The sequence below is a fragment of the Streptomyces sp. NPDC006314 genome (assembly GCF_040613075.1).
Classification (GTDB): Bacteria; Actinomycetota; Actinomycetes; order Streptomycetales; family Streptomycetaceae; genus Streptomyces.
In genome coordinates this window covers 113,321-135,430 of sequence record NZ_JBEXRL010000013.1, presented here as the reverse complement: position 1 = coordinate 135,430, position 22,110 = coordinate 113,321, and the positions used below count along the sequence as shown (strand labels likewise).

Genomic DNA, 22,110 nt, shown 5'->3' with positions numbered 1-22,110 from the left:
TGTCATGGACATTCTGCTCGTCGCCAGCGCGTTCAACAGCCTCTCCCAGCGCCTGTACGCCGAACTGTCGGATCATGGGCACCGCGTCGACGTCGTACTCGCCTCGCACGGACCCGGACCGGTCCGGGCCGCCGTACGCGAGCTGCGGCCGGAACTGGTCGTCGCGCCGATGCTCAAGACGGCCCTGCCCGAGGACGTGTGGCGGGAACACACCTGCCTGATCGTGCACCCGGGGCCGCCCGGTGACCGCGGGCCGTCCTCGCTGGACTGGGCCATCGCCGCACAGGCACCCCGATGGGGCGTGACCGTGCTCCAGGCGGAGGCGGCGATGGACGCGGGCGCGATCTGGGCGGCCGAGCCGTTTCCCGTGCCGCCCGTCGGCAAGAGCGACCTGTACCGCAACGAGGCCTCCGACGCCGCCGTGACCGCCGTCCTCACGGCGGTACGACGCTACTCCGAAGGCTCCCACAAGCCCCTCCCGCAGACCGACGAGTCGGTCAGCGTCGTCTGGCGCGATCCCTTCCGGCAGGAGCGGCGGCGCATCGACTGGCAGCGCGACGACACCGCGACGGTCCTGCGCAGACTGCGCGGCGCCGACTCACAGCCGGGTGTCCTGGACGAACTCCTCGGCCGGGAGGTGTTCCTGCACGGCGGCCACTCCGAGGACCGGCTGCGCGGCCGCCCCGGCGAGCTGCTGGCACAGCGCGCGGGAGCCGTCTGCCGGGCCACCCGGGACGGCGCGGTCTGGATCCCGGAACTCCGCCCCCGCAAGAACTCCGGCGACCCCGCGCCCTTCCGGCGCCCGGCCGCATCCGTCCTCGCCGCCTTCACGGGCGAGGCCGCACCGCGCCTCCCGGAAGCCCCCGTCCCGTTCGAACTGCCCCCGGACCGGCGCACCTGGACCGACATCCGCTACCGGCAGCGCGGCGACGTCGGTTTCCTGACCTTCTCCTTTCCCGGTGGCGCGATGAGCACCCACCAGTGCCGCCGGCTGCTGGCCGCGTACGAGTTCGCGCTCACCCGCCCGACCCGCGTCCTCGTGCTGGGCGGAGCCCGCGACTTCTTCTCCAACGGCATCCACCTCAATGTCATCGAGGCGGCCCCCGACCCGGCCAAGGAGTCGTGGAGCAACCTCAACGCCATGGACGACCTCGTCGAGGCGGTGCTGCGCACCACCGACCGGCTGGTGGTGGCCGCGCTCGCCGGCAACGCGGCCGCCGGCGGCGCCATGCTCGCCCTCGCCGCCGACCAGGTCTGGTGCCGCACCGGCACCGTCCTCAACCCGCACTACCGGCGCATGGGCCTGTACGGCTCGGAGTTCTGGACGTACACCCTGCCCCGCCGTGTCGGCCCGGAGCACGCCCTCCGGCTGACCACCGACGCCCTGCCCGTCAGCGCGGCGGCCGCCGAACGGCTCGGACTCGTGAACCGGCTCGTACCGGCCGCACCGCAGGACTTCATGGCCGAGATCGAGCGACTGGCGGCCGGCCTCGCCACCGCCCCCGACCTGGACCGGCGCATCGCCGCGAAGGCCGCCGCGCGCGCGACGGACGAGCGGCGACGCCCCCTCGCCGACCACCGGCAGGACGAACTCGCCCGCATGCACGCCATCTTCTTCGACCCCCAGGCCCCCTACCACGCCCTGCGCTCGGCCTTCGTCCGTAAGACGCCGAGCGGCTCAGCCCGGCCCCTCGCCGCACCCACCGGGGACGTCCGTTGACGCCGCGGCTCCTGGTGGCCGGCGTCGGCAACATCTTCCTCGCCGACGACGCCTTCGGCCCCGAGGTGATCCGCGCACTCGAACACCGCCCGCTGCCGCCCGAGGTCCGGGTGCACGACTACGGCATCCGCGGCATGGACCTCGCCTACGACCTGCTGGACGGCTACGCCACCGCCGTCCTGGTCGACGCGGCCCCGCGCGGCCACCGGCCCGGCACCCTCTCCCTGATCGAAGCCGAACCCCCCGACGGCACCGTCCCGCCCGAAGCCCACGGCATGGCCCCGGCGAAGGTGCTGGCCCTGGCCGCACACCTGGGCGACGAGCCCCTGCCCCGGGTACTCGTCCTGGCCTGCGAGCCCGAAACGCTGCCCAGCAGCGAGGACGACATCCTGCCGGGCCTCAGCACACCGGTCCGGGAAGCCGTCGACCGGACCGTGGACGCACTGCACGCGCTGATCCCGGCCCTGCTCGCCGATCCCGCCCGGCCCGTACCCCCGTTGGGCCGGGCGGTGGAATCCGGGACCCCACGCCCGGCTGCGCTGCCCGGCACGGCGGCCGCCAGAGCCGAAGATCGGTGAGACCCCGGGCCGTACGCGAACGCGGCCCGGGTCCACCGCCGCATCCGAGGAGCAGCGCCATGTGCCGGTCCGACGTCAAACAGGCCATCCTGGCGAAGAACGACGACCTGGCCGCGAACCTGCGCGGCGACCTCGCCCGGCAGGGCGTGACCGTGGTCAACCTGCTGTCCAGCCCCGGCAGCGGCAAGACCGAACTCCTCGGCCGGGTCCTGGCCCGCGCGGTGGAGCGCGATGTGGCGGTGGCAGCGCTGACCGCGGACCTGGCCACCGAGAACGACGCCGTCCGGCTGGCCCGTTCCGGGGCGCCCGTCCAGCAACTGCTCACCGACGGGCTCTGCCACCTGGAGGCCCGTCAGGTCCGCGCCCGGCTGGCGGGCTGGCTGCCGCCGGGCACCTCCGTGCTCTTCGTGGAGAACGTCGGCAACCTCGTCTGCCCGGCCGCCTACGATCTCGGCGAGACCCTGCGGATCGTGCTGATGGCGGTCACCGAGGGCGAGGACAAGCCACTGAAGTACCCCACCGCCTTCGGCTCCGCCCACCTGGTCGTCATCACCAAGACCGACCTCGCCGAGCCGGCCGGTTTCGACGAGACCGCCTTCCGGGCGAACGTGCACCGGGTGAACCCGGGCGTGGAGATCGTACGGTCCTGCGCCCGTACCGGCGCCGGTGTGGACACACTCCTGGACCGCGCCCTCGCCGCCCGGGAGGGAGCCCCACCGCACCGGCCGCCCCTCGCCCCGCACCCGCACGGCCATCACCACCCCACGTCCGCCCCCGTCGCATGACCGCCCCCGCCACCGGTCTGGTCCGCCGCAGGCTCACCGTGCACGGCACCGTGCAGGGCGTCGGTTTCCGCCCGCACGTGCACCGCCTGGCGGCCGGCCTCAACCTCGCCGGATTCGTCGGCAACACCGGCGACGGCGTGCTCATCGAGGTCGAGGGGCCGGCGGACGAGGTGGACCGCTTCTGCGACCGACTCGCTCGTGAAAAGCCACCGCTGGCCGCCGTCACCGGTATCACCGGGGAGGCCCTGCCCGCCACGGGCGACACCGGCCCCTTCACGATCCGCTCCACCGAGCGGGCCACCGGCCGCACCCAGCTCCCGCCCGACACCGCGACCTGCGCCGACTGCCTGCGCGAACTGTCCGATCCGGCCGACCGCCGCCACCGGCACCCCTTCGTCACCTGCACCCATTGCGGCCCCCGCTTCACCATCGCCACCGGCATGCCGTACGACCGCGTGGCCACGACCATGGCCGGCTTCCCGATGTGCCCCGCCTGCACCCGGGAGTACGGCGATCCGGCCGACCGGCGCTTCCACGCCCAGCCCGTCGCCTGCCCCGACTGCGGCCCGAGGCTCAGCCTCGTGGCGGCCGGCGGCACCGGCGTCCGCCCGGCCCGCGACGCGGAAGCCGTCCGGACCGCCCGCGCCCTGCTCGCCGCGGGGCGGATCGTCGCCGTCAAGGGCGTCGGCGGCTACCATCTGGCCTGCGACGCCACCGACGCCCGGGCCGTCACCACCCTGCGCAGCCGCAAGGAGCGGGGCGGCAAGGCCTTCGCGGTGATGTGCGCGGACCTCCCCACGGCCGAGGGGATCGCGGTCCTCACCGACGCGGAACGGGACGCTCTCACCAGCGCCCGCCGCCCCATCGTCCTGCTGCGCCGCCGCACACCGGCGTCCGGCCCCCGCCTCGCCACCGAGGTCTGCCCGGGCAGCCCGCACGTCGGCGTGATGCTGCCCTACACCCCGGTCCACACCCTGCTGTTCGGGCTGCCCGGCGATCCGCCCGGTCCCCGGGTGCTGGTCATGACGAGCGGCAACCTCTCCGGCGAGCCCATCGTCACCGACGACGCCGAGGCGCTCACCCGGCTGGCCGGCCTGGCGGACGCCTGGCTCTCCCACGACCGGCCCATCGCCTCGCCCTGCGACGACTCCCTGGTGCGGGTCCGCCCCGACGGCACCGAACAGGTGCTGCGCCGCTCCCGCGGATACGTCCCCCGCCCCCTGCGCCTCCCCGTCCCGGTCCGGCCCACGCTCGCGGTCGGCGGCGACCTCAAGAACGTCCCCTGCCTGGGCGAGGACGGCCAGGCCTGGTTCGGGCCGCACATCGGCGACATGGGCGACCTGGCCACGCTGGAAGCCGCCCGGCGGGCGGAGCTGCACCTCACGCGCCTGACCGGCGTCACGCCCGCCCTGGTGGCCGCCGACCGGCACCCGGGATACCACTCGACCGTCCGGGCCCGCCGGCGAGCCGCACGGATCCCGCTGCGGCTGGTCCAGCACCACCACGCCCACACCGCCTCCGCTATGGCCGAACACGGCCTCGACGGCACCACGCCCGTCATCGGTGTCGCCTTCGACGGCACCGGATACGGCGACGACGGCACGGTGTGGGGCGGCGAGATCCTGCTCGCCGACTACACCGGCTACCGGCGGTTCGCCCGGCTGACCCCCGCCCCGCTCCCCGGCGGCGACGCCGGTGTGGCCAACCCCTGCCGGCTGGCGCTGGCCCGGCTGTGGGCGGCGGGGCTGCCGTGGGAGCGGGAGCTGCCGAGCGTCATCGCCTGCTCGGACACCGAACGGGCGGTACTGCGCAGGCAGTTGGAGCGGCAGGCGGCCTGTGTTCCGACGTCCAGCATGGGGCGGCTGTTCGACGCGGTGTCGTCCCTCGTGGGTATCCGCCATCGCGCGGGATACGAGGCGCAGGCCGCGATGGAGCTGGAGGCTGCGGCGCTGGAGGCGAGGGACGCCGACACCGTCGCATACCCCTTCGAGTTCCAGGCGGGCCGCCTCTCACCCGGGGTCCGGGGCGGAACCCCGTCTCGTCAGCCTCCTGGCCGGCAGACGCGAGCCGACGGGTGGGAGATGAACCCGGCGCCCGCACTGAGCGCGCTGCTCGACGACCAGCGCCGCCGCACCCCCACCCCCGTACTCGCGGCCCGTTTCCACCGGGGCGTCGCACGGGCCGTCACGGAGATCTGCCGCCGGGCCCGCACGGCGACGGGCCTGAGCACAGTCGCCCTCACCGGAGGCGTCTTCACCAACGCCCTGCTGGAGGAGGAGTGCGCCGCCCTGCTGGCCGCAGACGGGTTCACGGTGCTACGGCACCGTGAGGTGCCGCCGAACGACGGCGGGTTGGCGCTCGGCCAGCTGATGGTCGCGGGAACAGCAAACCACCACGAGACGGAGTGACCCATGTGTCTGGCAGTGCCCGGCAAGGTCGTGTCGATCGACCATCACGCCGACCCCCTGACCGGGCTGATCGACTTCGGCGGAGTGCGGAAGCAGGCATGTCTGGAGTACCTGCCCGACGTACGGGTGGGGGAGTACGTGATCGTCCACGTCGGCTTCGCGTTGCAGCGTCTGGACGAGGAGTCGGCCCGAGCCTCCCTGGAGCTGTTCGAGCAACTGGGGCTGCTGGATGAGGAGTTCGGTGACGCCTGGGAGCAGGCGGCGCGGCAGGAGAGCGGGAGTGAGGCCCGGTGAAGTACATCGACGAGTTCAACGACCCGCAGCTGGCACGGCGGCTGCTGGACGAGATCCGCGCCACGGTCACCCGGCCCTGGGCCCTGATGGAGGTGTGCGGTGGCCAGACCCACTCCATCATCCGCCACGGCATCGATCAACTCCTGCCCGACGAGGTGGAGCTGATCCACGGCCCTGGCTGTCCGGTGTGCGTCACGCCCCTCGACGTCATCGACAAGGCCCTGGAGATCGCCGCCCGGCCCGACGTGATCTTCTGTTCCTTCGGGGACATGCTCCGGGTGCCCGGCACCGACCGGGACCTGTTCCGGGTCAAGGGCGAGGGCGGTGACGTACGCGTGGTGTACTCACCGCTCGACGCCCTGGACCTCGCCCGCAGACACCCGGACCGCCAGGTGGTGTTCTTCGCCATCGGCTTCGAGACGACCGCCCCCGCCAACGCCATGGCCGTGCACCAGGCCCGCCGCCTCGGCCTGGACAACTTCAGCCTGCTGGTGAGCCACGTCCGCGTCCCTCCGGCGATCGAGGCCATCATGACGGCCCCCGCCTGCCGGGTGCAGGGCTTCCTGGCCGCCGGGCACGTGTGCAGCGTGATGGGCACCGCCGAGTACCCGGACCTGGCCGAGAAGCACCGGGTGCCGATCGTCGTGACCGGCTTCGAACCGCTGGACATCCTCGAAGGCATCCGCCGTGCCGTCCACCAACTGGAGCGCGGGGAGCACCGGGTGGAGAACGCCTACGCCCGGGCCGTCCAGGACCGGGGCAACCCGGCCGCCGTACGCATGATCGAGGAGGTGTTCGAGGTCACCGACCGCAACTGGCGGGGCATCGGGCGCATCCCGGCCAGCGGCTGGCGCCTCACCGACGCCTTCCGCGCCTACGACGCCGAGCACCGCTTCGACGTCGCCGGTATCCGCACCGAGGAACCCGCCGTGTGCCGGGCCGGGGAGGTCCTGCAGGGGCTGATCAAACCGACCGAGTGCGAGGCGTTCGGCACGGCCTGCACTCCGCGCACCCCGCTCGGCGCCACCATGGTGTCCAGCGAGGGGGCCTGCGCGGCCTATTACCTGTACCGCCGGATGAACGCTCCGGCACCGCAGGGATCCCGTATCCCGCAGGAGGAGATGAACCCCGTTGGCTGACCTCGCCACCGAAGCCACCGTAGCCGCAGAAGCCGCCGTGCCCGCCGCGACGGCCGTCGACCCCGCCGACTGGACCTGCCCCGCGCCCCTGCGCGACCAGCCGGTCGTCGTCATGGGACATGGCGGAGGCGGAGCCCTGTCCGCCGAACTGATCGAGCAGGTCTTCACCCCCGCCTACGGCAACCCCACCCTGGCCGCCCTCGCCGACTCGGCCGTCCTCGACCTGGGCGGCGCGCGGCTGGCCTTCTCCACCGACTCCTACGTCGTACGGCCGCTGTTCTTCCCCGGGGGCAGCCTCGGCGACCTCGCCGTCAACGGCACCGTCAACGACCTGGCGATGAGCGGCGCCCGGCCCGCCTACCTCTCCACCGCCTTCATCCTCGAGGAAGGCGTGGAACTGGCCGTCGTCGAGGGCGTCGCGCGTGCCGTCGGCGCGGCGGCCGCGGCGGCGGGTGTCACCGTCGCCACCGGCGACACCAAGGTCGTGGAGTCCGGGCACGGCGACGGCGTCTACGTCACCACCGCCGGCGTCGGCCTCGTACCCGACGGAGTCGACATCCGCCCGCAGCGTGCCCGGCCGGGCGACGCCGTCATCGTCAGCGGCCCGATCGGCCTGCACGGCGTGGCCATCATGAGCGTACGCGAGGGCCTGGAGTTCGGGATCGAGATCGCCTCCGACACCGCGCCCCTGGCGGACCTCGTCGCCGCGATGCTGGCGGTCACCAAGGACATCCACGTCCTGCGCGACCCCACCCGGGGCGGCCTCGGGGCGTCCCTCAACGAGATCGCCCGTGCCTCCGGTACCGGTGTCCGGCTGCGCGAGCGTGCCATCCCGGTCCCGGACGAGGTCGCGAACGCCTGCGGCTTCCTCGGCCTCGACCCGCTGTACGTGGCCAACGAGGGCCGGCTCGTCGCCTTCGTACCCCCGGCGCATGCCGAAGCCGTCCTGGCGGCGATGCGCGCGCACCCCCAGGGCTCCGGCGCCGCCCTCATCGGGGAGTGCGTGGCGGACCACCCGGGGATGGTCGTCGTCGCCACCGGTCTCGGCGGCACCCGGGTGGTGGATCTGCCCCTGGGGGAGCAGCTGCCCCGTATCTGCTGAACGCCCCCCGGCCCCGCCGTCAGGTCGGGGCCGGGGCCGGCTCGACGCCCGTGATCTCCAACTCCCGCCCGCTGCGCAGCTCCTGCGAGGGGTGGTCGCAGCGCGGGCACCAGAAGAACGGGGGCATGCCGACCTCGAACTCCTCGGCACACCCACCGCACCAGGCCCGCGCGGTGACCTGCTCCACGACGAGCCGCGCTCCGGCGAGCGCCGTGCCGTCGCGAGCCACCTCGAAGGCGAAGTGCAGGGCGTCGGGCACCACACCGGCCAGCTCGCCGACCCGGACGGTCACCGACGACACGCCGTCCGCGCCGTCCGCGCGTGCGATCTCCTCCGCCCGTTCCACGATCGCGGTCGCGATCGACAACTCGTGCACGGCCGGGCTCAGGGGTACCGGCGGTGCGCGCGGAGGCCGCCGGTCATCCGGTAGATCCTCACCTCGCGGACCATGCCGGGCAGTTCCTTGACCAACAGAGCCAGCAGCAGACCGCTCACCAGGCCGGCCTGTGCGATCAGCACCTGACGTCCGGACATCGCCGACCTCGCGATCGCATAACGCTTCATCACGGTCACTCCCTGCTTCCTCATCCCGGTGAGATGCTCGGCATGGCCTTCAGCAGGGCGTCATGCCGCTTCCAGTGGATCCCCGTGGAACGGCGCGCGTCCGAGGTGCCGTCCTCGTGGTGTCCGGTCTGATGCCCGTACGGGCCTTTGTTGCCCTGATGCAGACCCCGTACGTGCGTGGGTGTGTCGGGCTTCGCCTGGGGGCGGCCCACTCGGATGGTGCCCATCATCGATCTCCTTCCAGGTCCTCACGACCGCTCGGTGAGCTCCGCGAAGAACCGCTCCACGGCCGGCCACACCCGACCGCCACCGGACAGGCCCCGCCACTCGCGGCGGACCAGGGCGACCATCCGGTAGCAGTCGTCGACCGGCACGATCCAGTGCTCGTCGAGGCCGCGCACGGTGTTCACGAGCAGCGCCTCCACGTCGGGTGCCATGGAGGCGAGCTGCGGAAACGTGGTGGCCAGTCGCTGCCAGGCCGCCGCTTCCACCTCCCACCGCATCGCCCCTGCCGGGCTCGGGCCTTCCGCGGTGACCGTGCCGTCGGCGTGCGGCACGAAGAACACCAGTCCCACCGGCACGCCCAGCACCGCGCTGTCCACCGCCGGCAGCCGAACCCGGCGCCGGGGCACGAGCCGGTACCGGCCCTGGCCCGCCCCGTCCTCGGCGAACAGCACCGAGCACGGCCCGCACACACACCGCACCTCCGCGGCCCCGGTGTCGTACAGATGCGGGTGGCCGCCGGACACATGGGCTGCGCACAGCTCGCAGCGCTCGGCCTCGGCCGCCGCCGCACGGTCGGCGGCGGAACGGATGACCCGGGCCAGTGCTCCGTCCACGGTCACGGCGTCTCCTGCGGCTGCGGCGCGGCTCGGCGGGTCAGCGTGGCCAGCGGCACGAACGCCGGAGCCGACCGGCGCTCGTCGGCGCCCGGCACGGTCTCCACCGCCGTCAGCTCCGGCGCGGCGGCCAGCACCGCCGCCCGGACCGCCTCGGCGGCGTCGGCGCCCCCGCTGCCGCACCCGCCTCCGCATCCACCGCCCGTGCTCAGCCGCACCCGGGCCACCTGCCCGTCCACGCCCGCCCACTCCAGGTCACCGCCGCGTTCGCGTACCGCGGGCCGCAGCCGCTCGACCGCACGGGCGGCCCGCCGCTCCGGAGGATCGGGGTGGATGGTGTGCAGCACCAGCAGATGCCCGAGCAGCTCGTCCGCGGCGAGGCGCTCCCGCAGCGAGGCGTCGGCGTGGTCCAGGACACGGGCGAGCGCCTCGCCGTAGACCTCGGTCAGCAGAACCACCGCCTCCAGCGCCGGGCCGCGTACGGACTCCAGCTCGGCCAGCACCTCGTCGAGCCGGGCGAGCCGGGCCTCCACGGCGGGATCCGGGAGCCGTACGGCGGTGTCAGCCATGGTTGGCTCCGTATGTCGGAGAGTGCACCGTGGTCAGCGTCTTGCCCTTGCCCATGTACATGTGGACCCCGCACGGCAGACACGGGTCGAAGCTGCGGACGGTGCGCATGATGTCGACGCCCTTGAAGTCGTCGGGCCCGTTCTCCTCGAAGATCGGCTGGCCCTGGACGGCGTCCTCGTACGGGCCCGGGGTGCCGTAGATGTCACGGGGGCTTGCGTTCCACGGGGTGGGCGGGTACGGGTGGTAGTTGGCGATCTTCTTGTCCCGGATCACCAGATGGTGGGAGAGGACCCCGCGCACCGCCTCGTGGAAGCCGCAGCCGATCGCCTCGTCCGGCACCTCGAAGTTCTCGTACACCTTCGTGTCCCCGGAGCGGAGCATCTGCATCGACTCCTCCAGGAACTGCAGGGCCATGGCGGCCGCGTAGGCGATGAAGTAGGGGCGGGCGCGGTCCCGTTCGATGGTGTTGCTCCACTTCGGGATGCGCCACTCCAGGGTCGTCTCCGGCAGGGACTCGCCCTTGGGCAGGGAGATGCGCACGCTGTCACCGGTCGCCTTCACGTACGGCGTGTCCACCAGGCCGCTCAGCGCGGTCGACCACAACCGGGCCAGCGGCCCGCCACCGGTGTCCAGCGCCAGATGCTGACCCGTCTCCGGGTGGTACCAGCGCGGGCTCATCACCCAGCTGTAGTTGCCGTCGAAGTCCCGCTTCTGCGGCACCGGGACGGTCGTCTGGTTCCACGGGTGCCGCATGTCGACGGGGTTGCCGAGCGGGTCGTGGGTGACGAACGGCTGCTCGTTGACCCAGTCCTCGTAGAAGGAGCTGCCCAGCATGACGCGCAGGCCGAGGTTGATGTCGATCAGGTCGTTGGTGACCAGCTTGCCGTCCACGATGATGCCCGGGGTGACGTACATCGCCTTGCCCCACCGGTTCATGTTCTCGTAGCGGTAGTCGACCACGTCCGGGTTCTGCCAGGCACCCCAGCAGCCCAGCAGGATGCGGCGCTTGCCGACCTCCTCGTAGCCGGGCAGGGCCTCGTAGAAGAAGTCGAAGACGTCGTCGTTCATCGCCACCGCCTTCTTCACGAAGTCGATGACGCGCATCAGCCGGGCGAGGTAGTCGGTGAAGGTGTTCGGCTGCGGCATCGTGCCGACACCGCCCGGGTACAGCGTGGACGGGTGGACGTGCCGCCCCTCCATCAGGCAGAACATCTCCCGGGTGACCCGGCTGACCTTCAGCGCCTCCTTGTAGACCTCGCCCTCGAAGGGGTTGAAGGCCTTCATGATGTCGGCGATGGTCCGGTAGCCGTGGATGTCCCCGCGGGGCGCGTCGGTGCGCTCGGCACGGGCCAGGACACCGGGGTTGGTCGCCTTGACCATCGCCTCGCAGAAGTCCACGAACACCAGGTTGTCCTGGAAGAGCGTGTGGTCGAACATGTACTCGGCGGCCTCGCCGAGGTTGGTGATGTGCTCCGCCAGCTTCGGCGGCTTGACTCCGTAGGCCATCTGCTGGGCGTAGTTGGAGCAGGTGGTGTGGTTGTCGCCGCAGATCCCGCAGATACGCGAGGTGATGAAACCGGCGTCGCGCGGGTCCTTGCCCTTCATGAAGACCGAGTAGCCGCGGAAGAGCGACGAGGTGCTGTGGCACTCGACGACTTCCTGGTTGGCGAAGTCGATCTTCGTGTAGATGCCCAGGTTGCCGATGATCCGGGTGATCGGATCCCAGGACATGTCGACGATCTGGGCGGGCTTGCGTCCTGTGGGCCGGGACTCGGTGGTGGTCATGTGCGGTGGTGCCCCTCGCTGTTCGGTTCGGGCGGTCTGTCGGGGAGACGGCAAGGACGGCGTCAGGCGCGCCAGTGCGGGTCGTAACCGCTGGTCAGCTTGCGCTTGTTGTGGCGCCACTTCGGTTCGTGGTTCACCATGTCGTTGGTCATCCCGCGCAGCCGGCGGATGACGGCGCCGTACGGCTTGATGACCATGGACGACAGCGTGCCGCCGGGCGGCTCGTCCATGAACGGCATGAACGCGTCGGGGAAGCCGGGCATCGTGCAGCCGATGCAGATCCCGCCCACGTTGGGGCAGCCGCCGATCCCTGCCATCCAGCCCCGCTTGGGCACGTTGCAGTTCACGACCGGACCCCAGCAGCCGGTCTTCACCAGACACTTGGGTGAGTTGTAGTCGAGGCCGAAGTCGGCCTGCTCGTAGTACGAGCCGCGGTCGCAGCCCTCGTGCACGGTCTTGCCGAACAGCCACTGCGGGCGCAGCATGTGGTCCAGCGGCGGCGGGGGAGCGGCACCGGCCGCGTGCTGGAGCACCCAGACCAGGGTCTCCATGAAGTTCTCCGGCTGGATGGGACAGCCGGGCACGTTGACCACGGGCAGCCCGGCCTCCGATTTGAAGTCCCAGCCCAGATAGTCAGCGAGCCCCATGCAGCCGGTCGGGTTGCCGGCCATCGCGTGGATACCGCCGTACGTCGCACACGTCCCGGCCGCCACCACCGCCCAGGCCCTCGGCGCGAGTTGGTCGATCCACCAGTTCAGGGTTAGCGGCTCCCCGGTCTCCAGGTCGTTGCCGAACGACGTCCAGTAGCCGTCGCCCTCGATGATGTTCTGGTTCGGGATCGAACCCTCGATGACGAGGATGAACGGGCCCAGCTCACCCCGGGCCGCCGCCCGGTACGGTGCCAGGAAGTCCTCGCCGCCCAGGCTCGGCGACAGCACCTTGTTGACGAGGTTCACCTTCGGCAGGCCCGGGATGAGGCCGAGCACCACGTCCTCGATGGAGGGCTGGCCCGCGGCGGTCAGCGAGACGGTGTCCCCGTCACAACTCATGCCCTCCGAGATCCACAGGATATGGATCTCGTCGAACCCTTTGCGCGCCTCGGCCCTGCTGGGCTCGCCACTTACCTCGCTCGTACTGCTCTGTGTCGTCATGTCTGCGGCCTCCGTTGCAGCCGGTCTCGGAGTCGGTCGTAGGCCGCGGCCAACGGGGCCGCGAGGATCAGTGCCGGGGGTTCGTCGGGCGCGTTCGGGTGCGGACGGGTCGGCGCGTCCCTTTTAGCGCGGACGATCAGCTCGCCGAGCCCGTCCAGGTCCTGCTGGGAGACGCACCCGCGCAGCCGGGGCATGAAGACGCCCTCCTCCTCGCGGATGTGCTCCTCCACCTCGCGCCGCAGCTCGGCCACCAACTCGTCGGTGCGCCGATCGCCCTCTTCCAGCCGGTCGAGCGCGAGCAGTGTCTTCTTCACCGCCATGTGCTCGTTCAGGTGCTCGTCCACCTCCCGAGCGCCGTCCGGCAGCACCTTCCCGGCCAGCGGATAGACGAGCATCTCCTCCAGCGCCGCGTGCTTGGACAGCTCGCGCACCAGCAGCTCCACCACCCCGCGCCGCTGCCGGTCGGAGGCGGCCGCGTCGTAGTCGCGGAACAGCTGCTCGACCATCCGGTGGTCGTGCGCCAGCACCTCAAGAGCATCCATCGAACCGTCCCTCCTCCGACCGGTCGGCCGGACGCGCGGGCCGCGGGGACTGCGGCCGGGGTGGTTGGTCCGGACCCGGCGCGTCCGCGCTTGCGAGCGGTTCCACCTCGTCGGGCCGGAAGTAGTGGAAGCGGCCGTACCAGCCGTGGAGTTCGGCCGCGGGGTCGTCGTCCACGGTGACCGCCAGACGCACGCTGCCGTCCACGTCGTGGAAGACCGCGGCGACCTGGGCGGTCCGCCCGTCCAGGAACATGTCCTGGGCGTCGGCGCCTCGGCGGCGCGGACGCAGCCGCACCCGGCTGCCGCCGCCGACGGGCGCCCCGTCCACGAGCACCGTGTCGGTGGCCGGGCACAGCCCGTCGTCACCGCCCTCCTGCCACCAGGCGGGCCGACCGGAAGCGGGCGTCTGCGCCGGGGTCAGGGAGCGGATGGTGCCGTGCAGCCGGGCCAAGACCTCCCGGGGCATGGTCTCCACGCGGTCGAGGATCTGTGCGGCCCGCGGATCGGTGGCCCGCGCCTCGGCCTTCTCCTCGTCGGTCAGAAGCATCGTGCGCAGTGTGAGGATCTCGTCGATCTCGGCCGCGTCGTGCAGATCGCCGGGGCTCTCCGGCGCCACCTGCGGATGGTCCGGGAGGATGATCGGGGCGGAGAGCATGACGGCACCGGTCCCGCACTCCTGAGACGCGCCGCGCGTGACGGCGCCCCTCCCGCACTTCTGAGACGCGCCGCCGAGCACGGGAAACGTGAAGGCGTTGCGGCAGTCGCGCACCTGCTCCGCGTAAGACGAGGGCGGATCGACCAGCGACACGAACTCCACGCCGTCCCCGCCGAGGAGGGTGTGCGTGGCGATCATCGCCTGCCGAAGTGCCGCACCGCGCGGTGCCCGGGGGTCCGCCGCCTCCCCGGAGTTCTCGGTGAGCACCCGCAGCCGGCACAGGCCCGGGGCGATCGGCTCGGCCACGACCGTCGTATCGGCCCGCACTTCTTGGCGCCGCCGTACCGTCTGCCCCGCCCCCGACGGCAACGGCTCGTACTCCGCACCGGCGGGCGCCCCCACCGCGGCGGTACGTCCGCCGCGCAGCAGCTCCTCCAGCGGCAGCACCAGCTCGCTCTCGCGCGGTACCGCCTCCTCGAACGACAGATGGGTGATGCCGTCGTCCGTTCGCAGGGACTCCACCGGGCGGTGCCTCCCGTCCCCGTCGGCGGCCTCCACCTGCTTGTCCTGCATCTGCAGATAGCGCACCCGCACCCGCACGACCGCGTCGTCGCGGCGCACGCGGAGCAGACACTCCGTCTGCTGGTACCACGAGTCCGCGGAGCCGGAGATCCCGGGCGTGACCGGCCCGTCCCCCTCCACCCAGTTGCGGGGCAGCAGCACCCCGAACTGCCAGCGCACCCGGTTCTTCGGCGAGGACCGCCGATACGGATAGAGCAGGTAACCCTCGTACAGCACGGCGTCCGCGACGGCACTCAGCTGCGCGAAGGTGCCGTCGGGTCCTCCGTCCGCCGCGTCGGCGCCGTCCATCACGGCGGCGCTCGCCGTGCCCGTCACGCAGGCTCCGTCCGCCATGCCGCCTCCTCGCCATCGGTGCACCCGGACATTTCTTCCACCACGGTCACACCCGTCACGGACCCTCGCCTCTCCGGCGCACCGTCATTGGGCCGCCCAGGTGATGCGGGCACCGAAACGCCCTGGGTCAGCGCCGCGCCGATGCCATCCGGCCGCTGTGGTGGGCCGGGTGCTGGGCGGGAGGAGGGGGACGGAAGGCGGCCGGAGCGGCCGGACTCCTCGGCCCGCTGGGCGTCCGCGCGTCGGGGATCGCGGCCGGTGTCGGCCAGGTGCTCTTCCACGTCGGCGCGGTGGGCGCCCGTGCACGGGCGCGGGCGTTCAGGCGCCCGTGTAACAGGAACGTCGTTGCTGGCCGCGGCCCGCTGCTTGGCGGCGGCACCGCTCGCCGGGCCGGAACCCGGACCTGGCCTCCGGGGGTACGGCTACGAGGACGCCGAGCGGGCATACAGCGGGGAATGTGTTGGGGCGTGGGCCCGCAGCCCCGACCTGGGACGGACAGCCTGTTCACATCTCAACAAGCGAACCGGCGTTCGATCCTCTGTCGGGTGGGGGCCCGCGCCCATAGACTGCGGGTCCGCAGTCTATGGGGGCGCGGTACGTGGGGGGAGTTCATCATGTCCGGAGGTCCGTACGGTCCGAGCCAGGGGTTCGCGGGGCCGCCGCTGCCGCCCATGCCGTCGAGCCCACCGCCCGCACCACCGGACGCCTTGCGGGCCGTCGCGGTCGCGCTGCTGAACCTGAGCGGTCTGGGACTCGGGTACGCGCTCGTACGACGCTGGCTGCCGATGGCCGTCTGCTCGCTGGCGACCGGTGTCCTGCTGTTCGTGGCGCTGCCCGCCGACGCCGACGGCGTCTCGGGAGCCGCGGTCGTCGGCTACGCCGTCCTCCTGCTGCTGGCGGCCGTTCACGGCGGGTTCGTCGGACTGCGCACCCGGCTGTCTTGGCCGGGCAAGGCCCCCCTGGCGGTTCTGCTGGGCGTGCTGTTGCTCGCCGTGCCGGCCGGTGGCGCCGTCTGGTACGAGGACGCCCACGACGAGGCTGTGGAGCAGGCGCTCCTGGACCGTCTGGACCAGGCGGACCGCCTGGTCGCGAAGAGCGGCCGGCAGACGTTCGGCGTCGCCTCCTCGGACTACCGGTCGGCCCTGGAGGTCTACCGGGACCTCGCCGTGAACCACTCCGGCTCCCGCGCGGCCCAGCAGGTCCCCGACAGCCTGCGGACCTACTACGCGACGGTCGGCGCGGCCTACGGCCATCAGGACTACTGCGCGGCCGTGGAACCGCTCGCGTACCTGCGCTCGGTGCCCGGCACCATGCCGAAGGAGCAGCTCGGATCGCTGGCCCGGTGGCCCGACGGCCGGCTCGCGACCTCGCTGTACGAGTGCGGGTCGCAGCGCCTCGAGCGCGGCGACGCGGACTGGGTCACGCGCTTCGGCGACCTGTTGGACACCTTCCCGGAGTCCGGGCCGGCGGCCAAGGTGGTGCCCGCCGTCGACGCGGCGGTGCGGAAGGCGCAGAAGGCCGTCGGCGGGGACCAACCCTGCGCGGCCGTCGAGCGGTTGCGCGACCTGAACACCCGGATCGGCGTCTTGTCGAGTTCGTCGGGCGACACGCACGGCGGACTGGCGAAGGCCGCCGGGCGGGCGGAGAAGAGCGGCGACGCGGGGGAGTACGCCTGCGGAGTCGACCAGTACAAGGACGGCGACTTCGACACGGCGCAGAAGACCATGGAGCAGTTCGTCTCGGACAACAAGCACGGCACGAACCGGGACCGCGCCAAGAAGATCGCCATAGCCGCCGAGGTCGCCCAGACGCTCCCGGCGGCCGGCAAGAAGCTGCCCACCACCGCCTCCGGCGGCAGTATCCCCGTCACCGTCAAGAACGACAGCCCGGACGCCATCACCGTGCTCTACACCGGCCCGGTCACCGGCAGTTTCACCCTCAAGGGCTGTGGCAGCTGCAAGTCGTACTCGCTCGGCAGCACGCTGCTCAGAGGCTTCAAGCCGTGCAACGACGGCAAGAACTACCCGCAGCGCACCATCAGCCTCCCGGTCGGCACCACGTACTTCGTGCACAAACCGAACGGCGGCACCACCGCCACCCCGGCCTCGGACACCGCCAGGCTCCGGTCGGGCTACATCTACACGGAGTGCGCCTACACGACCCGGACGCTGGGCTCCGGCTACTGACCGGCGGCCGGGAGCCTGACCCGGGCCTGGCCCCGGCCGACCGCAGCGATTCTGCCGGCCCGCGTGGAGTACGCGTGATCCGCGATGACACTCTCCGGCCTGCGGCGGGGCCTCCCACGTCTCGGCGACCGGGCCGTCCGGCGGTCCCGTCCGGCCCCGCCGGTCGGCCAGGGACCGCCCGCCGAAGACGTGCCGCTTGACGGGCGTGCTCAGCCGGAGGGGACACCAGGCACGGGGCCCGGCATCTCACCCGGCCGCGTTGTCGACGCGCATCCGCACCTGCTCCTCCAGGCGCCGCAGACTGCCGTCGAGCGCGTCGTACACGGCTTGCTCGCCCGGGTCGTGGCCGGCGTCGAAGAAGGACAGGTGCACGGTCACCTCGCTGGCGCCGCTGCCGATGCCGGCCACCTGCAGCCAGCCGGTGTAGCCACCCTGTTCCCGGGTGCCCCACTCCATGCGCATCTGGTCCGGCTCGGACCGCAGCAGGGCCGGCATGTCCTGACCGGAGCGGTCCTCGTGCACGGTGACCGCGGCCGGGTCCTCCGCATCGACGTGCAGGGCGTCCGGGAGCCAGGCGTCGAGCTGGGCGACGTTGGCCGCCTGGTCGAAGACGTGCTCGGGCTGTGCGGGCATGGTACGGGAGCGTTCGTACTCGGACATGGTCGTACCGCCCCTCCGGTCGGAAGTCGTACCCCGACCGCGTGCCCCGTTGACGGCGGCCGAAAAGCCCCACCGTGGCCGGGCGGAAGATCGCGGTGCAGCCGGCCCCGTCCGCGGCGCCGCCCCACGCGTCACAGGCCCAGGGAGATGGCCACGCGGGTCAGCTCGGCGGTGTTGGTGATGTTGAGCTTGGCCCGGATGCGGCGCAGGTAGGCGTCGACGGTGTGCGTGGAGAGTCCCATGTGGCGGGCCGTCTGCAGGTAGGTGCGGCCGGCGGCGATGTGCCGGAGCGTCTCCCGCTCGCGCGGAGCCAGCGCGGGGGCGGGGGCTTCGGTGTGCGGAAGGGCGAGAGTGGCGCTCATGGGGTTCCTCCGGCGGACGGCTCGGGGGTCGCTGTGCTGACGACAGCGGGGCGGTCTCTGACCGATAAGGGCGATTTGCCCTTGTTTCAATAGATTGCGCGCCCGATTTCATGGGGATGTCCGCCGACTGTCACAAGCGCGTCACAGGGGCGGAAGGGTGGTTTCAGCCACCCTTCCGCCCCTGTGCGGTGCCGGTCCGCCGTTATGCCATGGCGCCGCGCGCCGTCCGCTCCACCAGTGAGATTCCGTCGCTCATGGACGTGCTGCCGTCCGACAGGACCGCGACGAGGTACCGGTGCCCCTTCACGGTGACCTGCCCGACGCTGTTGACGTCCCACAGGCCGGTGGTGTTGCGCTGCAGCCAGCCGTTCTTCAGTGCCCCGTGGGCTCCGGGTCCGGAGAGCGCCGAGACGCCCCAGGCCTGCTCCGGTACGACATGGCTCATCAGGGTGCGGATGTAGGCCCGGGACTCCGGGTTCAGCGCGGCGGGGCCCCCGTTCGCCGTCTTGCCGCCGTCGAACACGGCGCGCAGCAGCCGTATCTGGTCACTCGCGGTCGTCCGGGTCAGCCCCCATCTCGCGCCCGGGCCGCCGGTGGTCGAGGTCAGCCCCAGCCGCTTGTTGGCGGCGGCCAGACCGGAGGACCGGCCGATCTCCCGCCACAGGGCGTTGGCCGCCGCGTTGTCGCTGCGCTGGATCATCGGCTCGGCGCGCCCGCGTTCCTGGGCGGTGAGGTGCCGTCCCGCGTCCTGCGCCCTGAGCAGCAGCGCCGCGAGGATGTCGACCTTGACGATGCTGGCGGTGTCATACGCCGTGTCCGCGCCGTGGATCACGGGTGTGCGGCCGGCGCCGTCCAGGTCGAGCACGGCAGCCGTCGCGTGCGCCGCCTTCCCCTTGCCGGACGGGGCACTGGCGGCGGCCGCCGGTGCCGGGGACAGCAGGCCGATGGAGAGCAGGGCTGCCGCCGAGGCCGCGAGGGCGCCGGCCTTGGGGCGTGCGGTGGGGGAGCGGTGGGACGACATGGGTCACGAACGTAAACAAAATGCGCGTCCGGCGACGTGGCTCCCGTCACATCGACCCCTGTCCACCCCGGATTGTGAGAAGAGCCACCGTTGGGGCGCATCGCGGAGCCCGGTCGTTTCCGCGGCGGCGTGTACGCGCGGTCGGATCGCCGTCCTCGCTTATCGTCGGCCGGACACCGACATCCGGAGTGATAATGAAAAAAACGGATGAATTGGTTGGTGTGGCCGAAGGCGCGGTGGTCGTACCCGTCGCTCCGCCCGTGCGCCGCATCCGGCCGTGGCCGTTCGGCGCCGCCCTCGCGATCGCGGCCGGTGCCACGGCCGTGCCCCTCCTCGCAGGCACACAGTGGCTGAACCAGCCGGCCGTCCATGCCTGGCGCACCGTCTGCCTGGCGATCACCATCCAGGCCCTTCCCTTCCTCCTCCTCGGCACCGCCCTCTCCGGTGCCATCAACGCCTTCGTCCCGGCCGGCCTGTTCACCAGGGTGCTGCTGAAGCGGCCCGCCCTCGCCGTGCCCGTCGCCGGAGCCGCGGGCGCGGTGCTGCCGGGATGCGAGTGCGCCTCCGTCCCCGTCGCCGGCAGTCTGATCCGCCGGGGTGTCACCCCGGCCGCCGCCTTCGCCTTCCTGCTCTCCGCGCCCGCCATCAACCCCGTCGTGCTGACGGCCACCGCCGTCGCCTTCCCGGGCAATCCCGCGATGGTGGCCGCCCGGCTGCTCGCCTCGCTCGCCACAGCGGCCGTGATGGGCTGGCTGTGGCTCTGGCTGGGCCGGGAGAAGTGGCTGCGGCCCGTCCTGCGGCACCGGCACACCGGCCACCAGCACGGCCACAGCCGCTGGAGCGAGTTCCGCCTCGGCTTCCAGCACGACTTCCTGCATGCCGGCGGCTTCCTCGTACTCGGCGCCATGGCCGCCGCCACCTTCAACGTGACCGTGCCGCGCTCCGTCCTCGACACCTTCTCCGGCTCGCCCTGGCTGTCGGTGCTCTTCCTGGCCGCGCTCGCCGTACTGCTGGCGGTCTGCTCGGAGGCCGACGCGTTCGTCGCGGCCTCGCTCGCCGGCTTCTCGCCCACCGCCCGGCTCGCGTTCCTGGTCGTCGGCCCGATGGTCGACCTGAAACTCATCGCCCTGCAGGCGGGCACCTTCGGGCGCGCCTTCGCCTGGCGGTTCTCCACCGCGACCACCGTCGTGGCCGTCGCCGCGAGCGTCCTGGTCGGAGGCGCGCTGCTGTGAAACGCTCCGTACAGTCACTGCTCCTGACGCTGACCGGCATCGGCGTGCTGCACGCGGCACTCTTCACCGACACCTACCTGCGCTACGTCAAGGCCGGGCTGCGTCTCCCGCTGATCGTCTCCGGTGCGGTCCTGCTGCTGCTCGGCCTGGCGGGAGCGGCCGCCCGGGGCGGGCATCGGACCGCCCCGGACGCCGACCACGGGCACGGCCACGACCACTCCGGCACCCCGCGCATCGCCTGGCTGCTGTTCCTCCCCGCGCTGAGCCTGCTCTTCTACGCCCCGCCCGCCCTGGGCGCCTACACCGCGGCACGCTCGAGCAACCAGCCGGTCACCGTCCAGAAGGGATTCGCTCCGCTACCCGGGACCTCCCCGCTGCCGCTGACCCTCACGGACTTCACCAAGCGCGTCCAGCAGGACCGCAGCCAGGCCATCAGGAGCCGCACGATCCGGCTGACGGGCTTCGCCACCCCGTCCGAGGAGGACGACGGCTGGTACCTCACGCGGATCGTCTTCACCTGCTGTGCCGCCGACTCACAGACTGTCAAGGTGCGGATGTACGGCACCGAGGCACCATCAGCCGACACCTGGCTGGCGGTGACCGGCACCTGGCATCCCCAGGGGACCCTCGGCACCAAGACCGCGGAGGCGGCGCTCGATGTCAGGGACACCCGGCCCATCGCCCAGCCGGTGAACGCCTACACCGACGACCTGCCCCTGCGGCCGTCCTGACCCACGGCCCCGCCCCTTCAGCTGAACAGGCTCCGGACCCGGATCGCCCACTGCCCGCCGGCCCCGGGGGCCGCCGGCGCAGCGTACTGCTCCGCAGCAGCCACAGCCGCTTTCGCGCCCATCAGGACGTCGGCTCAGTGTGACCGTCAAGGGGGCCCGCTGGTCCCCAGCAGGTGCCCGGGGAGCCGTGGATGCACCTCGAAGACGTCCCGGAGACCCGTCACGCGAAGCGTCCGCAGCAAGCCCGCGCTCTCCGTGATCAGCCGCAGCCTGCCCCGCCGGGCCAGCACCCGGTTGCGGGCCCGGCACAGGACGCCCAGCCCGGCACAGTCGATGAAGTCGACCGGCCGGAGATCCAGCACCAGGTCGGGGTGCGGGTGGCCGGTGAGCGCGTCGAGCTGTTCCGACAGAGCGGGCGCGGCCAGCAGGTCGATCTCCCTGTGGAGTGGGAGAAGTGTCGTACCGCCGGGCGCACGGTGGGCCGTGACCGCGGCGGGCCCGGCCTGCTCCGCGGCCCCGGACCGCGTGTGGTTCTTGGACATGGGAAAGAGCGAAACGCGGCCGCGGGGGTGGCGGGAAGGGCCGATCGGCCCCAGCCCGGGCCGCCAGGGCACCGGGACCGCTCGCCGGCCGCCGCTCGGGACGACGAGGACTCCCGTCGCGGCCGACCCTCCCGGCAGCCGGCCCGCCTCGACCGCGATCAGGCGGTGTCGCGCCTGCGGGGCAGTGCCCTTCGCCCGATGTCGTGAACGCGCGGCGGTGTGCCCGGTCCGGTGCCGTGCCCGGGTGGTGCTCCTCATCCGCTTCCGGTCCGGCCGTCGGAGCGATGAGCGCCGTCCGGTCGCCTGCCGGGGCCGGACAGCCCAAGCGG

General features: G+C 72.5%; 23 protein-coding genes. 10 read left to right on the top strand and 13 right to left on the bottom strand.

Annotation, left to right across the window (positions count from 1 at the left end):
• The first annotated feature begins 4 nt into the window (after nt 1–4).
• The 7 genes from ABZ079_RS24035 to hypE all read left to right on the top strand — a co-directional run bounded on the left by ABZ079_RS24035 (nt 5) and on the right by hypE (nt 8,026).
• Nucleotides 5–1,720 carry a hydrogenase maturation protein gene (locus ABZ079_RS24035; RefSeq protein ID WP_356941498.1) on the top strand — a complete coding sequence of 572 codons (1,716 nt, stop codon included), beginning with the start codon at nt 5–7 and terminating at the stop codon, nt 1,718–1,720.
• Complete coding sequence (locus ABZ079_RS24030) at nt 1,717–2,298, top strand: hydrogenase maturation protease (RefSeq protein ID WP_356941497.1); 582 nt, start codon at nt 1,717–1,719, stop codon at nt 2,296–2,298. Before ABZ079_RS24035 ends, ABZ079_RS24030 begins: the two co-directional genes overlap by 4 nt.
• A gap of 59 nt (nt 2,299–2,357) precedes the next feature.
• Nucleotides 2,358–3,083: a hydrogenase nickel incorporation protein HypB gene (hypB, locus tag ABZ079_RS24025; protein ID WP_356941496.1), complete on the top strand. Its 726-nt coding sequence runs from the start codon at nt 2,358–2,360 to the stop codon at nt 3,081–3,083.
• Nucleotides 3,080–5,491, top strand: a complete 2,412-nt coding sequence (gene hypF, locus ABZ079_RS24020; RefSeq protein ID WP_356941495.1) for a carbamoyltransferase HypF — start codon at nt 3,080–3,082, stop codon at nt 5,489–5,491. The genes hypB and hypF overlap by 4 nt, the downstream gene beginning before the upstream one ends.
• A 3-nt stretch (nt 5,492–5,494) precedes the next feature.
• Nucleotides 5,495–5,785, top strand: a complete 291-nt coding sequence (locus ABZ079_RS24015; protein WP_356941494.1) for a HypC/HybG/HupF family hydrogenase formation chaperone — start codon at nt 5,495–5,497, stop codon at nt 5,783–5,785.
• Nucleotides 5,782–6,924 carry a hydrogenase formation protein HypD gene (gene hypD / locus ABZ079_RS24010; protein WP_356941493.1) on the top strand — a complete coding sequence of 381 codons (1,143 nt, stop codon included), beginning with the start codon at nt 5,782–5,784 and terminating at the stop codon, nt 6,922–6,924. The genes ABZ079_RS24015 and hypD overlap by 4 nt, the downstream gene beginning before the upstream one ends.
• Nucleotides 6,925–7,036: 112 nt before the next feature.
• Nucleotides 7,037–8,026, top strand: a complete 990-nt coding sequence (gene hypE / locus ABZ079_RS24005) for a hydrogenase expression/formation protein HypE (RefSeq protein ID WP_356941579.1) — start codon at nt 7,037–7,039, stop codon at nt 8,024–8,026.
• A gap of 19 nt (nt 8,027–8,045) precedes the next feature.
• Here hypE and hypA read toward each other — a convergent pair whose 3' ends face one another.
• The 9 genes from hypA to ABZ079_RS23960 form a co-directional block, all read right to left on the bottom strand.
• Complete coding sequence (gene hypA / locus ABZ079_RS24000; RefSeq protein ID WP_356941492.1) at nt 8,046–8,402, bottom strand: hydrogenase maturation nickel metallochaperone HypA; 357 nt, start codon at nt 8,400–8,402, stop codon at nt 8,046–8,048.
• 8 nt (nt 8,403–8,410) lie between these two features.
• Nucleotides 8,411–8,590 carry a hypothetical protein gene (locus tag ABZ079_RS23995; RefSeq protein ID WP_356941491.1) on the bottom strand — a complete coding sequence of 60 codons (180 nt, stop codon included), beginning with the start codon at nt 8,588–8,590 and terminating at the stop codon, nt 8,411–8,413.
• A 20-nt stretch (nt 8,591–8,610) separates the two neighbouring features.
• Nucleotides 8,611–8,817 (bottom strand): hypothetical protein, encoded by a 207-nt coding sequence (locus ABZ079_RS23990; protein WP_356941578.1) that lies wholly within the window; start codon nt 8,815–8,817, stop codon nt 8,611–8,613.
• A 21-nt stretch (nt 8,818–8,838) separates the two neighbouring features.
• A complete protein-coding gene (locus ABZ079_RS23985) occupies nt 8,839–9,435 on the bottom strand; it encodes a DUF5947 family protein (RefSeq protein WP_356941490.1) in 597 nt (198 codons plus the stop codon).
• Nucleotides 9,432–9,998 carry a NifU family protein gene (locus tag ABZ079_RS23980; protein ID WP_356941489.1) on the bottom strand — a complete coding sequence of 189 codons (567 nt, stop codon included), beginning with the start codon at nt 9,996–9,998 and terminating at the stop codon, nt 9,432–9,434. The genes ABZ079_RS23985 and ABZ079_RS23980 overlap by 4 nt, the downstream gene beginning before the upstream one ends.
• Nucleotides 9,991–11,784: a nickel-dependent hydrogenase large subunit gene (locus ABZ079_RS23975; RefSeq protein ID WP_356941488.1), complete on the bottom strand. Its 1,794-nt coding sequence runs from the start codon at nt 11,782–11,784 to the stop codon at nt 9,991–9,993. The genes ABZ079_RS23980 and ABZ079_RS23975 overlap by 8 nt, the downstream gene beginning before the upstream one ends.
• Before the next feature lie 62 nt (nt 11,785–11,846).
• On the bottom strand, nt 11,847–12,935 hold the full coding sequence (locus ABZ079_RS23970; RefSeq protein ID WP_356941487.1) for a hydrogenase expression protein HypE: 1,089 nt from the start codon (nt 12,933–12,935) through the stop codon (nt 11,847–11,849).
• Nucleotides 12,932–13,477, bottom strand: a complete 546-nt coding sequence (locus ABZ079_RS23965) for a hemerythrin domain-containing protein (RefSeq protein WP_356941486.1) — start codon at nt 13,475–13,477, stop codon at nt 12,932–12,934. The genes ABZ079_RS23970 and ABZ079_RS23965 overlap by 4 nt, the downstream gene beginning before the upstream one ends.
• A complete protein-coding gene (locus ABZ079_RS23960; protein WP_356941577.1) occupies nt 13,464–15,002 on the bottom strand; it encodes a hypothetical protein in 1,539 nt (512 codons plus the stop codon). The genes ABZ079_RS23965 and ABZ079_RS23960 overlap by 14 nt, the downstream gene beginning before the upstream one ends.
• 659 nt (nt 15,003–15,661) lie before the next feature.
• Between ABZ079_RS23960 and ABZ079_RS23955 the strand changes: the two genes are divergently transcribed.
• Complete coding sequence (locus tag ABZ079_RS23955) at nt 15,662–17,233, top strand: hypothetical protein (RefSeq protein WP_356941485.1); 1,572 nt, start codon at nt 15,662–15,664, stop codon at nt 17,231–17,233.
• Nucleotides 17,234–17,479: 246 nt separating this feature from the next.
• On the opposite strand, the gene ABZ079_RS23950 is transcribed toward ABZ079_RS23955, so the two are convergent.
• The 3 genes from ABZ079_RS23950 to ABZ079_RS23940 form a co-directional block, all read right to left on the bottom strand.
• A complete protein-coding gene (locus tag ABZ079_RS23950) occupies nt 17,480–17,893 on the bottom strand; it encodes an SRPBCC family protein (RefSeq protein WP_356941484.1) in 414 nt (137 codons plus the stop codon).
• 131 nt (nt 17,894–18,024) lie between these two features.
• Nucleotides 18,025–18,255: a helix-turn-helix transcriptional regulator gene (locus tag ABZ079_RS23945; protein ID WP_356941483.1), complete on the bottom strand. Its 231-nt coding sequence runs from the start codon at nt 18,253–18,255 to the stop codon at nt 18,025–18,027.
• A 202-nt stretch (nt 18,256–18,457) separates the two neighbouring features.
• Entirely contained in the window at nt 18,458–19,276 is an 819-nt protein-coding gene (locus ABZ079_RS23940) for a serine hydrolase (RefSeq protein WP_356941482.1), read from the bottom strand.
• Between the two features lie 194 nt (nt 19,277–19,470).
• On the opposite strand from ABZ079_RS23940, the gene ABZ079_RS23935 reads away from it, so the two are divergent.
• The gene (locus ABZ079_RS23935) at nt 19,471–20,508 is read left to right on the top strand and encodes a permease (protein WP_356941481.1); all 1,038 of its coding nucleotides are present in this window, start codon (nt 19,471–19,473) and stop codon (nt 20,506–20,508) included.
• Nucleotides 20,505–21,239, top strand: a complete 735-nt coding sequence (locus tag ABZ079_RS23930; RefSeq protein WP_356941480.1) for a TIGR03943 family protein — start codon at nt 20,505–20,507, stop codon at nt 21,237–21,239. Before ABZ079_RS23935 ends, ABZ079_RS23930 begins: the two co-directional genes overlap by 4 nt.
• 146 nt (nt 21,240–21,385) lie before the next feature.
• Here ABZ079_RS23930 and ABZ079_RS23925 read toward each other — a convergent pair whose 3' ends face one another.
• Nucleotides 21,386–21,781: an STAS domain-containing protein gene (locus ABZ079_RS23925; protein ID WP_356941479.1), complete on the bottom strand. Its 396-nt coding sequence runs from the start codon at nt 21,779–21,781 to the stop codon at nt 21,386–21,388.
• Nucleotides 21,782–22,110: the final 329 nt, after the last annotated feature.